This window comes from Pseudooceanicola sp. HF7 (assembly GCF_011806405.1).
GTDB lineage: Bacteria > Pseudomonadota > Alphaproteobacteria > Rhodobacterales > Rhodobacteraceae > Pseudooceanicola.
The window spans coordinates 73311-86951 of record NZ_JAATOW010000010.1 but is presented as its reverse complement, the minus strand read 5'-3'; the positions used below and the strand labels follow the sequence as shown (position 1 = coordinate 86951).

Below are 13641 nucleotides of genomic sequence, written 5' to 3'. Positions count from 1 at the left end.
TGACGGCGGGTATCAGGACTTGGAGACAGCCTGCGGCAGCAGGTCGCCGGAGGTATAGGGCGTGACCGAGAGGTCAGAGGCATAGACGATCGGCATCACGTATTGCAGCAGCGGGATCACGTAGCCCTCTTCCGCGATGTATTTCGATACGTCCTTGTAGCCCTGGATCCGCTTTTCCTCGTCGGGTTCGACGAAGAGGGGGCCGATCTTGTCGATCAGGTCCTGGGTATCCCAGACCGCGTGGGGCGAGGGGCCGAACATGGAGAACCCGGTGGAGGTCGAGGGATCCCCGATGGAGTTTCCCCAGTTGTAGAAGGCCGCCGGTGCCAGGGTATCGGTCGCGCGCAGCTCGTAGTGCTTGGCGATCTCGTAGACCTCGATCTCTGCCTCGATGCCGACCTTGCGCCACATGCCGACGATGGCCTGGATCATCTCGTAATCCTTGGGCTTGAAGCCGCGGGTCGTCTGGATGGTGAACTTGACCGGGTTGTCGGTGGAATAGCCGGACTCCGCCAGCAGTTCCTTGGAGAGCTCGGGGTCGTATTCCACAACGATGCTGTCGTCGTAAGCCGCGTAACCCGGTGCTTCCAGCGTGGAGATCGGCACGCCGTAGCCGCGCAGCAGGCGGTCGATGATCAGCTGCTTGTCGATGGCGTGGTGGGCCGCAAGACGCACGTTCTTGTCGGTCATCACGTCGATATCGTTGAGGAAGATCATGCCGATGTCGGTGATCGGCACCGCTTCGCCGGACAGGCCGTCCTTGGCGATCAGGCGGTCGTATTCTTCGTAGGGGATGTTCGTGGTGATATCGGAGTTGCCGGATTCGATCTCTGCCACGCGGGAGGCGGAATCGGTCACGAACTTGATCGTCACGGTCTCGAACTCGGGCGCGTCACCCCAGTAGTCGGGGAAGGCCTTGAGGCGAACATAGGCGCCCTGTTCGAAGGCGTCGACCATGTAGGGGCCGGTGCCGACGGGGGCGTTCTCGAAGCCCTCGGGGCCGACTTCCTCGTAATATGCCTTGGGCAGGACGAAGGCGGTCAGGAAGGCCATCCACTTGAAGAGCGCGGGTTCGAATTCCATCACGTCGGCGGTGATCACCTGGCCGTCGATCGCGAAGTTGCCGATCTTGCCCCAGACGAACTGCATCGGGTTGCCGGTTTCCGGGTTCGCCGCGCGTTTCAGGGACCAGACGACGTCTTCCGGGGTCAGATCCGCGCCATTGTGCCATTTCACGCCCTCACGGACGGTCATGGTGATGGTGGACTTGTCCTCGCTGAAGCTCCAGTCGGTCAGCAGGCCGGGTTCGAAGGACAGGTCGGGCGCCTGGCCGATGAAACGGTCGAAGACGGCCAGGTAGACCGATTGCAGCGCCGGGTTCACGGCCGCGGGACCCGTGGTGGGATCCCAGCTTTGGACCGGAAGGTTGTAGGCGATGGTCAGGTTGCTGCCATCTTGCGCCAGCGTCGGGACGCCGGAGACAAGCAAGGCCGAAAGGGCGGCCGAAGCGCCTAGAAAGCCGCGCCGGCTGAGAGTGCTGAGTTCTTTCATGTGCCAAGACTCCTGTTGGTGTGTAGCGGTCCGGTTCGCCGGACTTCGTCTTTCGAATTTAGTTTGAGCTTAAAAGGTTCACAGTTAAAGCTAAAACGCAGGGTTCCGTTGGATAAACTTCACGGTCCCTGTTTATTTTATGGTCTCTGCGGCGAAGAAGCCTGAGCCGGCCCCGGTGCCGGCACCCGGCCAGCAGGCTGCGCCGATCATGTTCAGACCCTTGATCGGGGTGCTGCCATCGGCAAAGCCGCGCAGGGGGCGGAACAGGAAGTTCTGCGTCAGGTGATGCGAGCCGCAGATCTGGTCGCCTCCGACGAGGTTGGGATTTTCCGCTTCGAGGTCGAGCGGAGAGACCGCCTTGGCCCCAAGAATGCGACCGCGCAGGCCGGGGGCCTGTTCCTCGATCAGCGACAGGATCCGCTCTGTCATCGGTTCCTTGGCCTCGTCCCAGGTGGTGGCCGTGATTTCTGCCTTGGCGTCGCCGGCGATCTCTGCGGGCACGACGCGGGCCTGAACCCAGAGGGTCTGCTTGCCATCGGGCGCGCGGGTCGGATCGAAGACGGAGGGCTGGCCGACGACCAGGAGCGGCGTATCGGGCAGCAGGCCGGCCCGTGCCTGGGCATAGGTGCGCGCCGCTGTGTCGATGGAGCGACCCACGTGGACATAGGCGAACTTGCCCAGTTCCTGGGCCTTCCACGGCACCGGACCATCCAGCGCCAAGTGCAGCATCATGGTGCCCGGCGCATGGCGGAATTTCTTCATGCCGGTGTCAAAGCGCGCATCACCGGACCGGCCGATCAGGCGCAGCAGGTGTTTCGGGGCAAGTCCCGCGAAGACGGTCGATGCCTTGATCGTTTCGCCCGCCAGCCGCAGGCCGGTGACCTTGCCGCCCGCATGCAGGATCTCTTCGACCTCGCAGTTGCACTCGACGGTGCCACCATGGGCTTCGATCATGGAGACAAGCGCCTTGGTGGCGGCATCCGCGCCGCCCTTGCCGATCACCATGCCCATGGCCTGGCCGCCCATGGCTTCCAGGTAGGGGAAGATGGCGCCACCGGCGATATCGGGCGCGAAGTCCAGGTGCATCCCCCAGGTGGAGAGCGCGGTGCGCAGGCGGGGATCCTCGAAGGTGTCTTCCAGCCAGTCGCGGGGCGAGGTCATGAGGAAGCGCGCGGTCTCAAGGCTTTCCGCCGTGCCCAGCCCGCGCCAGGTCTTCCACAGGAACTTCGCCAGCGCGCCGCGGCGCATCGGCGTGCCAAGCAGCCCGCCGATGGTGCCCACGCGGGCCGGGAAGGCCTGCATCAGGTCCCGCCAGGTGGTCTTGTCGGCTTCTGAGGCGAAGGTGGCCAGGGTCTCTTCGACGTCTGTGCTGACGCCGATGTAATCGCCGGGCTCCATGGCCTGGGCGAAGGGGCGGTCGATGGGCACGAAGTCCATCCCGTGCTTCGCCATCTCTTCGCCGTGTTTCGCCATGAAGGCGGAGCCGGCGAACATCGACAGGTTCATGGCTGCCACGTCGTGCCGGAAGCCCGGCAGCGTCAGCTCTTCGGTGCGCACGGCGCCACCGGGGGTGGGGCCGCGTTCAAGAACCCGCACCTTGTGGCCCCGCGCGGCAAGGTCCGCCGCCGCGACAAGGCCGTTGATCCCGGCGCCGATGATGAGGATCGGATCTGCCATGGGTTACGCCGCGAAGCTGCGCACGGTGGCAAGGGCCCCGTCCAGCTTCTCTCCTTCGACGTCATCCAGCGCGGCGGTGCGCAGGCGGCGCATCCAGTCGGCGGCATCTTCTCGCCCCTTCAGCATGTCGAGCGCCGACATCACCTTGGCGAACTTGGAATGGCCGCGGACGTGGGTGTCCGAATAGCCCTTGATCAGCCGGTAGTTGGCCAGAACCTCTGCGGCCAGGGCGCGGTCCGTCTTGGCCGTTTCCAGAACCTTGGAGAACCAGGTGTCCACATGGGCCATTTCGGATTCATGGCGCAGCAGGCGGCGGCGGATCGGACGCAGGGAAGAGACCACCCAGAGCATCAGGAAGCCGCTGAGGGAGTCGGTGCGAATGCGGCGGCCCTTGTCGAAGTGCTTGCCATAGAAGGCTTCCAGCCCCTTGCGCTTCTGAAGCCAGCGGCCCAGACCCCTGGGCATGGAGGCGGCGAATTCCTCGTAACGGGGGTGGAAGTATTCCGTCAGCATCATCAGCTGGTCATCCTTGACGACGACCTCGTCGCGGACCCGGTCGAAGCGGGAGGCCCGCGTCTTGATGTCCGCCACGCGGGGCAGGTCATCGTAGCAGAGCGCGCGGGAACAATACTTGGCCGCGGCGATCGTCATGTCATAGGGGGCTTCGTCCAGGGCCAGCACCTGTTCGACCATGTCGAGGTACTGCGCGCCATAGGCGACGTCCTGGTAATCGACGACCTTCTTGATGCCCAGGCCGGCCATTTCCTGCACTTCGGCAGGCAGGGCGGCCACGCGCGCTTCGACCTTGTCCCAGTCCGCCTTCAGCTTCTTGGGCACGTTGAGCACGGGCACCGGTTTGACCGGGGCTTCGGGGGCCTCGGGTGCGGGGGAGGCACCGGTGGCGATGTCATAGGCCGCGCCGAAGCTGCGCAGCGAGGCTTCGACGCCGCGACCGGAGGCGCGGATCACCTCTTCGTAGCTTTCCCGCGGGAAGGGCAGGGCACCGGAGCCCGCAAGCGCCCCCAGCAGGGAGGAGGAGATGACGGAGCCGGCTTCCTTGGCGACGGTCTCCATGTCGAAGGCGACGGTATGGTCCGCCGCGATCCCCATGGCTTCGATCACCTCTGCGCTGTTGGCGCGGCCGTCACCGGGCGCGACCTTTTCCGACACCGCCGCAATCCGGTGGGTGGAGGCGATCAGGGTGGTGCGGCCGGGGGTGACGAAGCCGCGCATGATCGCACGGCCGCCTTCCATCAGCTCGGAGGCCATCAGGATGTCCACGTCCCCGATGGAGGGCGACAGGGCGAAGACCGGCATACGGCCGGTGTCGCGGCACATCTCGACGTAGTAGATCGTGGCGCCGGTCCGCTGTGCGACCCCGGCGACAGAGGTGGATTGCGCGCGGTAGCCGTTGGCCTCGGCCACGGCGACGATCCAGTTGGTCAGGACGCCGCCGCCCTGCCCGCCGACGGCGAGAGCGGCAAGGGTGATGACCTTTTCCCCGTCAGGACCGGGGGAGCGGCGGGCGATGATCGGTTGCTGGACTGGCATGTTCATGGGCGTGTCCTCAGGCGAAGGCGACGCGCTTGGCGTCACGGCGGGTTTGCAGCCAGGAGATGACCTTGTTGGCGCGCGAAGCGCGGCGCTTCTCGCCATCGGTCGGGTTGGAGACGATCTCTGCCTGGTAGAAGGACGGGCAGAGCACGGCGGCATCGGCCACCTCGCCACAGTTGCCACAGCCGACGCAGGTCTGGTCGATGGCGGCAACCGGATCGTCGCGCAGGGGATCGCCGGTGTCCTTCACGGAGAGCGACGGGCAACCGGACAGGCGCATGCAGGCGTGATCGCCGGTGCAGACGTCTTCGTCCACGCCGAAGCGGGGCCGGATGACGCGCTTGCCTTCCTTGGCGGCCTTGGCCAGCTGCGGCTTCACCCGGCGCTGCTTGTTCAGCATGCATTCGGACGAGGCGACGATGACCTTGGGACCTTCTTCTTCGGTGGTCAGGGCCTCTTTCAGCGTGTCGCGGACCTTGGTTACGTCATAGGTGCGGTCGATCTGGCGGATCCACTTCACGCCCATGCCCTTGCAGGCATCCACGATGGAGTTCTGGGTCTGCTTGGTCTTGTTGTCCGCCCGAGAGGACAGGATGTCCTGACCGCCGGTCGCTGCCGAGTAGAAGTTGTCGACGATGACGATGACGTTGTCGGACTTGTTGAAGACCGCGTTGCCCACGGAAGAGGTCAGGCCGTTGTGCCAGAACCCGCCATCCCCGACGAAGGAGATCGAGCGGCGGCCCTTCTTGTCCTCGTTATGGAAGGCGGCGGCAGAGGCCGGGCCCAGGCCATAGCCCATGGTCGTCGCGCCCAGGTCGAAGGGTGGCATGATGGAGAACAGGTGGCAGCCGATGTCGGAGGAGATGTGGTGTTCCCCCAGCTCTTCCTCGACCAGCTTGGTGGCGGCGAAGATCGGGCGCTCCGGGCAGCCGGTGCAGAACCCCGGCGGGCGGGCCGGAAGGGTGTCCGACAGGTCGGGGATGGCGATCGGTTCCTCGTTGGTGGCAACCTTGGCCACCGGCAGAAGGCCCGGCGCATGTTCGGAGAAGAAGGCGCCCAGCCCGTCGACCATGACCTGGCCGGTGTATTCGCCGCCCATGGGCAGCTTGCCCTTGCCTTCCAGCTTCACCGATTTGCCCTTCTGGTAAAGCATGTGGGCGATCTGCTGTTCGACGTAGTTGGGGTGGCCTTCCTCGACGATCAGCACGGCATCCTTGCCGTCGCAGAAATCGAGGATCTGGGTTTCAACCAGCGGGTAGACGCAGTTGAGACAGAGGATGTCGATATCCGTCTCGCCGTAAAGATCGGCCAGGCCCAGGCGGTTCAGCGCCCGGATGACGGTGTTGTAGGTGCCGCCCTGGATGATCAGGCCGACCTTGGAGGAGGACTGGCCGAAGCGTTCGTTGATGCCGCGATCCAGGATGAACTGCTCGGCCGCGGGCTTGCGCTTGGTCAGCTTCTCGGCTTCGTGCAGGTAGGTCGCGGGGGGCAGGACGATCCGGTCCAGCTTCCGCTTGGGGTTTTCCAGCGCGTCGGAGACCGTCTGCGCGGGGCGCTTGTTGTCCGAGGCCGTGAAATGGCCGTGCACGTGGCAGGAGCGGATGCCGACCTGCAGCATGATCGGCGTGTTGGTGGCCTCAGAAAGCTCGAAGCCGTCGCCCACGGCCTTGACGATGGAAGGCAGGTTGGGCCGGGGATCCAGCATCCAGACCTGGCTTTTCATCGCGAAGGCATAGGTGCGCTCCTGCATGATGGAGGAGCCTTCGCCGTAGTCTTCCCCGACGATGATCAGCGCGCCGCCGGTGACACCGCCGGAGGCGAGGTTCGACAGCGCGTCAGAGGCCACGTTGGTGCCGACGACGGACTTGTAGGTCACGGCACCCCGGATCGGGTAATGCACGGAGGCGGCCAGCATCGCCGTTGCGGTGGCTTCAGAGGCCGAGGCCTCGAAGTGCACGCCCAGCTCGCCCAGGATTTCCTGGGCATCGGCCAGCACGTCCATGAGGTGGGAAATGGGAGAGCCCTGGTAGCCCCCCACGTAGCCCACGCCGTTTTCGAGCAGGGCCTTGGTGATGGCAAGGATACCCTCACCGGTGAAGGTCTCGCCCTCACCCTTTTTGAGTTTCTGGACTTCCTTGGCGAAAGAACGTTCTGCCATGGGTGGTCTCCTGGATGATAGGGTTATTCGGCAGGGGCTTTGGGCGACCACAGGACAGTGTCCGAGTCGCCTTCGTAGGCCATGCCGTCAGGATAGGTGATGGCTTCCATCTGCAGCCCCCAGGGGGCGTAGAAGTAGATGATCTGCTGACCCGCGGTCGGGCCATCGGTGACGGGGAGGGGACCCCAGTTGTGCTTCACGCCGTTCGCGTCGAAGTAGGCGACGGCGGCGTCGATATCATCGACGTAGACCGCGATATGGTAGGCCCCGATATCGCTGTTCTTCTGGGTGATGGTCTGCTGGTCGGGCGCGCTGTACTGGAACAGCTCCAGGTTGGCGCCGAAGCCGCAGCGCATCAGCGTGACCTGTTCGATCACGGCTTTCGGATCCACGCCCAGCAGGTCCTGCATGAAGGTCCCCTCGGGATCCGAGAGCGGGCCGAAACCGGTGGTTTCCGTGCAGCCCAGAACATCCCCGAAAAAGGTCACGGCCTGGTCCAGGTCCGGGACGGTCAGCCCGATATGGTCGACGCCCCGCATGCCGGGAAGCGGTTCGGCCTGCGCGAGGGCAGGCAGGCAGGCGATGGAAGCGATAAGGAGTGCACGTTTCATGTAGCTGTCCTTGTTGGCGATCGACTTGGCAGTCGGCGTCGGAAACCCCGGTTGGGACCCGGGTCAGAAATCGTGGTGGCGGATGTCGTAGAAAATGCTCAGCAACATCCGGTTGAGCTCTTCCTGCTCTTGCGGGCTCAGGGCCTTGAGCATCGTGTCCCGCATCCCCAGCATGGCCGGCCAGGCGGCTTCGTAGGCGGCCTGTCCTTCGGGGGTCAGGCTGATCATGCGATAGCGGCTGTCCCCGTCCTGCGCTTGGCGCAGGATGAGGCCCGCGCGTTCCATCGTGTCGAGGGTGCGCGAGAGCGTGGATTGCTTGATGACCGTCAGCACCGAAAGCTCGCCGATCGTGCAGGGGCCGCCTTCGGTCAGCACGGCCAGCGCGCGCATCTGCGCTACGGAGACGCCAGCCTCCTTCAGCGCGGATTCAACCCCCTTGTTGTACCGCGCGATAATGCGGTTCATCAGGTAGGGGGTGAATTCCTCAAGCTCTTCGGGGCGGTCGATCATGCGCCCAGTTCCTTGGCCACCAGGAAGCCGGAGCCGCCCGCCAGGCCGGGGCCCGGATGGGTGGAGGCACCGATATGGTACAGCCCCTTCAGCCCGGTGTCATGGCGCACGCTGTCCGCGAAGGGCCGCCAGAGGAAGAACTGCTCAAGCGAGCAGGCCCCACCGTAGGGATCGCCGCCGACAAGGTTGATGTTGTAGGCTTCAAGATCGGCCGGAGAGATCGCGCGCCGGGTGACGACGCGTTCTGAGAAGTCCTTGATATGGCTCGCCAGGATCGCCTCGATCCGGTCGGCATAGGCTTCGCGCAGGTCCTGGGTCCATTGGCCGTCCGCGGGCACATCGATCTGCCCGGCGGCATCGCCTTTCACGTGGCGCGGGGCCTCGGGCATTTGCAGCCAGAGCACCGTCTGCCCCTCGGGCGCGCGGCTGGGATCGGCGGCGCAGGGCTGGCCCACGCAGATCGTCGGCACCTCTGGCAGCATACCGCGCTCGGCCTCGTTGCCGGCCTTGGAGACACCATCAAGACCCGGGGTCAGGTGCAGAAGCTGGACGTTCTCAAGCCCTTCCGTCTTCCAGTTGACCGGGCCTTTCAGAAGGTAGTGAAGCTGGAAGTTTCCCTTGCCGTACTTGTATTTGCGCAGGTCGTCCTTGCGTTCCGGCGCGGGGGCCAGGTCTTCGTAAAGCTGGTTGGGCGTGACCGAGGCCAGCACGGTCGGTGCCGTGATCTTTTCGCCCGAGGTCAGGCGCAGGCCGGTGGCGCGATTGCCGTCACGGGTGATCTCTGCGACCTCTGCGTTGCAGCGCACCTCGCCGCCGTGTTCTTCGATGATGGCGGTCAGGCCGCGCACCATGTTGGCCGCGCCGCCCTTGACCACGGGGGCACCGGCGGCCTCAAGCGCGAAGCCGATGACCTGGCCCATCTGGCCGGAGAAAGAGGCTTCCGGGCCAAGACCCGCGTGCAGGCACCAAGGCGCCCAGAGCGCCCGGTTGAGTTCACCGTTGAAAGAGGTTTCGAGCCAGCCGCGCATGCTTTGCAGAGCGCCGCCCATGGTGGTGGCCAGGCCGCGCGGCTTGCGCTTCCAGGCCTCCTTGCCAAGCAGCTTGACTGTCGAGCGGGACCAGGGATCCCCGCCCATCAGGCCGAACAGCAATTCGGCATCCGCTGCGAAAGCGTCCAGGTCGGCGGCAAGCTGGCCGCCGTCCCCCGGCGCTTCGGCATCGAAAGCCGCGACATTCGCCGCGCGGTCCATCCGGTAGGTCAGCGCGCGGCCATCCGGCAGCAGCACGCCCGTGGGCGTGTCGGTGCCACAAAATTCGACCCCGTGCCGTGCAAGATCGTCGGCCAGCGCGCCATGCGCGGCCCCGGTAACCCAAAGCACGAAGGTGGTGGCGAGGGGATCGTAGGTGACCCCCTCGGCCAGTGTTTCGGACCGCATGCAGCCACCGGCGATCGGCGCGCGTTCGAAGACGGCGACGCGTTTGCCGGATCGGGCCAGCATGGCGCCGGCGGCCAGCGCGTTGATGCCGGAGCCGACGATGGCGATATCTGCGGATGCGGTCATGGTCAGGTCCTTATGCGCCGGGCACGAGCGCCAGGGCGCGGATCGGAGAGCCGGTGCCTTTGACGATCTTCAGCGGTGCGGTGACCAGGACGGCGCCCTTGGCCGGCAGTTCGCTGAGGTTGGTCAGAGAGGCCAGGCCGTACTTGTTGTGCTTGTGCAGCAGGTTGTGGGCGGGGAAGGGGATTTCGAAGCCGCCGGCGGCGCCAGCGTCGGTGCCGATGCACTGGGAGCCCCAGCCAAGCGCCTTCTTCTCTTCCATCAGGTAAATGATGACCTCGGCCGTCGGGCCGGGAGTTACGGGGCCTTCGCCCTTGTCGTTCAGGAACTTCTCTTCATCGGTGTTGAACTGGTCCCAGTCGGTGCGGAAGAGAACCCATTCGCCTTCCTTGATCTCGCCGTGCTCGGCTTCCCAGGCCTTGACGTGATCGACGGTCAGCAGGAAGCCGGGATTTTCAGCCGCTTCCTTGGAGAAATCGAGCACGTTCGCCGGGGCGACGAAGTTCTGCGGGGCGATGGTGTCGACGGAGCCGTCGGGGAAATCCTTGCCCGTCACCCAGTGGTGCGGCGCGTCGTAGTGGGTGCCGGAGTGTTCGCCCAGCTTCAGCCAGTTCCAGGCCCAGAAGGGGCCGCGATCACCATATTCGGAGATCTTGTGGATCTCGATCGGCGGAGTCTGGTCGGCGATCTCATCCGGCAGTTTCAGCAGCGGGGTGTCGGGGCCGAGGGGGGCCGTGCAATCGACGACCTTGATCGAACCGTCGAGCAGCGAAGTGGCCAGCTGGGCCAGAGTATCCTGAGCGCTCATCTTGCGTCCTCTCCTGTTGGAAGTGGTGTGGTCTCTGAGAGATATGCAAATGCATGTACCGTAATTCTTCAAGTTCAAAGTGAATTAATGTGCAAAAAAAATATTTTTTAGCTGGGCGACTGTCGTTCAGCTTCGAATGCACAAAAACTGGACTTGGTTGCGAAAAGGGCACCGAGGCTATTAGAAAACTCTAGGTGATGGGCGGCTGTGTTAAGGCGAAGGAATGGCATGATTCTGGGCACGGCACCGCGGCTTTTCTGCCGCGTTAACATGAGCCATCAAGAAGATCGTCTCGACGGTACTTTAGATTTAAAACATTCTTGAAGCCGCATTATCCAAGGACGGCCACGAAACACACTTGAGTTGCCGGAAAATTCAATCAGGCCGCGCACTTGGGCGCGGGCCTTCGCGGGCGGCTGAAGCCATCCCCGTGTTCGCGCATCGATATCCGAGACCGGTAGGCCCTTTGCCCAATCGGTGCTCGAATCGTCCCCACCGCCGGGGAAGCAGGCGGCAGGGCGCTGTCTTGCTCAACCAGCCGATCAGTCGAGCGGCGCGCAGGCCGCGTCAGAGGCCTGGGTCAACAGCAGGGCGTCCGAGCCTTCGATCACGAAGGACAGCCGTTCCAGCCAGCGCCGGCTGGCTTCCCGGTCCGCAGAGAAGATGCCGATGGGCACGCCGGCCTGTCCGCCGGCGGCGATCACCTGGTCGATCAGCGTTTCAAGCGTGCGTTCGTCATGCTCTTGCGCGGCAAGATCGACGGCCAGATCACCCGGCCCGATGAGCGCCAGGTCGATGCCCGGCACGGCAAGGATGGCGGCCACATCGGTCACGGCCTTGACCGTCTCGATCTGGATCATGAGGACGCTCTCGCGCCGTGCCGTTTCCAGATAGCCGGCGATGTTGCGCATGTATTTCGCGGCCCTTGCGGGGCCGGCCCCGCGTGTCCCCTCAGGCGGGAAGCGGGCCGCCTTGACCACGGCCTCTGCCGCCTCGACGGAGGAGACATGGGGCACGAGAACGCCGGTCGCGCCCGCGTCCAGCGCGGCGGCGATGTTCTGAGGTAGGGCGCTGCGGACACGGACCAGCATCGGCAGGCCGCAAAGCTCTCCGGCGCGCAGCATGTCGGTCAGCAGCGCATCGGAAATCGGGCTGTGCTCCGTGTCGATGCAGAGGAAGTCCGGCCCGGCCCCGGCCATGATCTCCACCGCCATGGGCGAGGGAATGGCAACGAAGGGGCCGCGCTGCGGCCGGCGGTCCGCAATCGCCTGCCTCAGGCTTGTCATGCGCCGGCCTCTTCATCGAAGCTCTTGCCGGGGTTCAGGATCCCCTTCGGATCGAGCAGGGCCTTGATCTGGCGCATCATGGCGATTTCCTGCGGGCTACGGCAGTAGGGCAGGTAGTCCCGCTTGATCATGCCGATCCCATGTTCCGCAGAGACCGTGCCGCCCAGGGCGCGCACGATCTCGTAAATCTTCGCCTTGACCGGACCATGAGGCTGATCGCGCCCGGCTTCGGGGACATTGACCACCACGTGAAGGTTGGAATCGCCGATATGGCCGTAGGACAGGGCCCGCGCGGTTGGGAAAAGCTCTGCAATGCCGGCTTCGATGGCGGTGACGGCCTCTTCCATCCGCGGGATGGGAATGCCCACGTCGAAGGGGATCACCGGACCCAGCACCGTTTCGTATTCCGCCGGGCTTTCACGCACCGCCCAGAGCGCGCGCTCTTCCTTGACGGAGCTGGCAAGGACGCCATCCTCGACCAGCTCATCCTCGAACGCCTTTTCGAAGAAGGTTTCCAGGGTTTCGCGCGTGAAGGTCGCATCGAAGCCCGTTGCCTCGATGATGACATAGGTGCCGTGTTCGCCCGCAAGCGGAGACCCCAAGCCGGTGGCCTTGGACATGTAGTGGAAGAAGCTGGGCCACATCACCTCGAAGCTGGAGAGCATCGGCCCCAGGGCGGCACGGGCGGCGCGCAGCAGCGCGATGGTCGCTGCCGTGTCGGCACAGCCAAGGAAGGCGGTGGCGCGCGCCGGGGGCAGGGGATGCAGGCGCAGGACGCAACGCGTGATCACGCCCAACAGCCCCTCCGAGCCTATGAAGAGCTGCTTGAGGTCAAGGCCTGCGTTGTTCTTCAGCATGGTGTTCATGCCGTCGATCACTGTGCCATCGGCCAGGACGACCTCTAGCCCAAGGACGTGATCGCGGGCCATGCCGTAGCGGATGACGGTATTGCCGCCGGCGTTGGTGGCCAGCACCCCGCCCAACTGGCAGGAGCCGCGCGCGCCGATGTCGATGCCCAGCATCAGGCCGGCGTCGCGGGCGGCCTCTTGCGCGGTTTCCAGGATGACGCCGGCCCCGGCGGTAAGCGTGCCGCTGTCGGCGTCAATGCCTTCGATCACGTTCAGCCGTTCCAGGCTGAGCACCAGCCCGGCCGCTTCGGGATGCGCCGCGCCAGAAATCCCGGTCAGCCCGCCCTGGGGCACGACCGGCACGCCGGCGGCATGACAGGCCGCCAGGATGCCGGAGACCTCTGCCGTGTCGCGCGGGCGGGCAAGGCCAAGGGGCAGGACCGGCGCAAGGCCGGCCCAGTCCTGGCGGTATCTTGGGGGGATGGCCTCTCCGGTGGTGATGGCCTCGGGGCCGAAACGATCTGTCAGGCTGGTGATGAAATCGCTCATTCCGGGGCCTCGGTCAGGCGGCGGGCGGTGAAGGTGCAGGCCTCTGCGCCCACGGCGGCGCAGGCGGTTTCCCGGACCTCTGTCGGTCCGCCAAGGACGACGGGGGACACCGCGCGCAACATGCCCAGGATCGGCGCGCAGACCGGGTGGTCCGCCGCACCGTATCCCATCGCGAAGGGCGAGCCCTTGACGGTGACGGTCAGCTCATCGCCGTCCACCACCGTGCTCCAGCTGCCCCAGCCCAGTTGCGGGGCCGTTTCGCGAATGACGGCCAGCAGGGCCTCTCCGTCGGCGGCGCCGCTTTCCTGGTAGGTCTTGGCGGACTTGCCGCCGTTGATGAAGACGCTCTCTGCCATCGCCTCAAGCACGGCGCCACGCTGATCTTCGGGCATGGCCAGGGCAATGCCCATCAGCGCCTCTGGCTTGATGTAGATGTAGCGCATGGCGCCGTCGAAATAGGTTCCGGCCTCTGCATCGAAGGCGACCCTGTCACGGAAACTCATGGTTCCCTCCTTGTTTTCTCTGTCTCG

11 protein-coding genes are annotated in these 13641 nt (G+C 65.1%); all 11 read right to left on the bottom strand.

Features of this window, described 5'->3' with window-relative positions:
- Positions 1-12: 12 nt before the first annotated feature.
- The 11 genes from HCZ97_RS08000 to HCZ97_RS07950 all read right to left on the bottom strand — a co-directional run bounded on the left by HCZ97_RS08000 (position 13) and on the right by HCZ97_RS07950 (position 13614).
- Positions 13-1551: an ABC transporter substrate-binding protein gene (locus HCZ97_RS08000; RefSeq protein ID WP_167688174.1), complete on the bottom strand. Its 1539-nt coding sequence runs from the start codon at positions 1549-1551 to the stop codon at positions 13-15.
- A gap of 132 nt (positions 1552-1683) precedes the next feature.
- Entirely contained in the window at positions 1684-3228 is a 1545-nt protein-coding gene (locus HCZ97_RS07995) for an NAD(P)/FAD-dependent oxidoreductase (RefSeq protein WP_167688173.1), read from the bottom strand.
- 3 nt (positions 3229-3231) lie between these two features.
- Positions 3232-4779: an indolepyruvate oxidoreductase subunit beta family protein gene (locus HCZ97_RS07990; RefSeq protein ID WP_167688223.1), complete on the bottom strand. Its 1548-nt coding sequence runs from the start codon at positions 4777-4779 to the stop codon at positions 3232-3234.
- 16 nt (positions 4780-4795) lie between these two features.
- Complete coding sequence (locus HCZ97_RS07985) at positions 4796-6940, bottom strand: indolepyruvate ferredoxin oxidoreductase subunit alpha (protein ID WP_167688172.1); 2145 nt, start codon at positions 6938-6940, stop codon at positions 4796-4798.
- 23 nt (positions 6941-6963) lie between these two features.
- The gene (locus HCZ97_RS07980; protein ID WP_167688171.1) at positions 6964-7551 is read right to left on the bottom strand and encodes a VOC family protein; all 588 of its coding nucleotides are present in this window, start codon (positions 7549-7551) and stop codon (positions 6964-6966) included.
- 63 nt (positions 7552-7614) lie between these two features.
- Positions 7615-8061: a MarR family winged helix-turn-helix transcriptional regulator gene (locus tag HCZ97_RS07975; protein WP_167688170.1), complete on the bottom strand. Its 447-nt coding sequence runs from the start codon at positions 8059-8061 to the stop codon at positions 7615-7617.
- Positions 8058-9623: an NAD(P)/FAD-dependent oxidoreductase gene (locus HCZ97_RS07970; protein WP_167688169.1), complete on the bottom strand. Its 1566-nt coding sequence runs from the start codon at positions 9621-9623 to the stop codon at positions 8058-8060. The genes HCZ97_RS07975 and HCZ97_RS07970 overlap by 4 nt, the downstream gene beginning before the upstream one ends.
- A gap of 10 nt (positions 9624-9633) precedes the next feature.
- The gene (locus tag HCZ97_RS07965) at positions 9634-10428 is read right to left on the bottom strand and encodes a cyclase family protein (protein WP_167688168.1); all 795 of its coding nucleotides are present in this window, start codon (positions 10426-10428) and stop codon (positions 9634-9636) included.
- A 542-nt stretch (positions 10429-10970) separates the two neighbouring features.
- Positions 10971-11714, bottom strand: coding sequence for an HpcH/HpaI aldolase/citrate lyase family protein (locus HCZ97_RS07960; RefSeq protein ID WP_167688167.1), 744 nt, complete (start codon positions 11712-11714; stop codon positions 10971-10973).
- The gene (locus HCZ97_RS07955; RefSeq protein ID WP_167688166.1) at positions 11711-13111 is read right to left on the bottom strand and encodes an FAD-binding oxidoreductase; all 1401 of its coding nucleotides are present in this window, start codon (positions 13109-13111) and stop codon (positions 11711-11713) included. Before HCZ97_RS07955 ends, HCZ97_RS07960 begins: the two co-directional genes overlap by 4 nt.
- On the bottom strand, positions 13108-13614 hold the full coding sequence (locus HCZ97_RS07950; RefSeq protein WP_167688165.1) for a V4R domain-containing protein: 507 nt from the start codon (positions 13612-13614) through the stop codon (positions 13108-13110). The genes HCZ97_RS07955 and HCZ97_RS07950 overlap by 4 nt, the downstream gene beginning before the upstream one ends.
- Between the last annotated feature and the right edge of the window lie 27 nt (positions 13615-13641).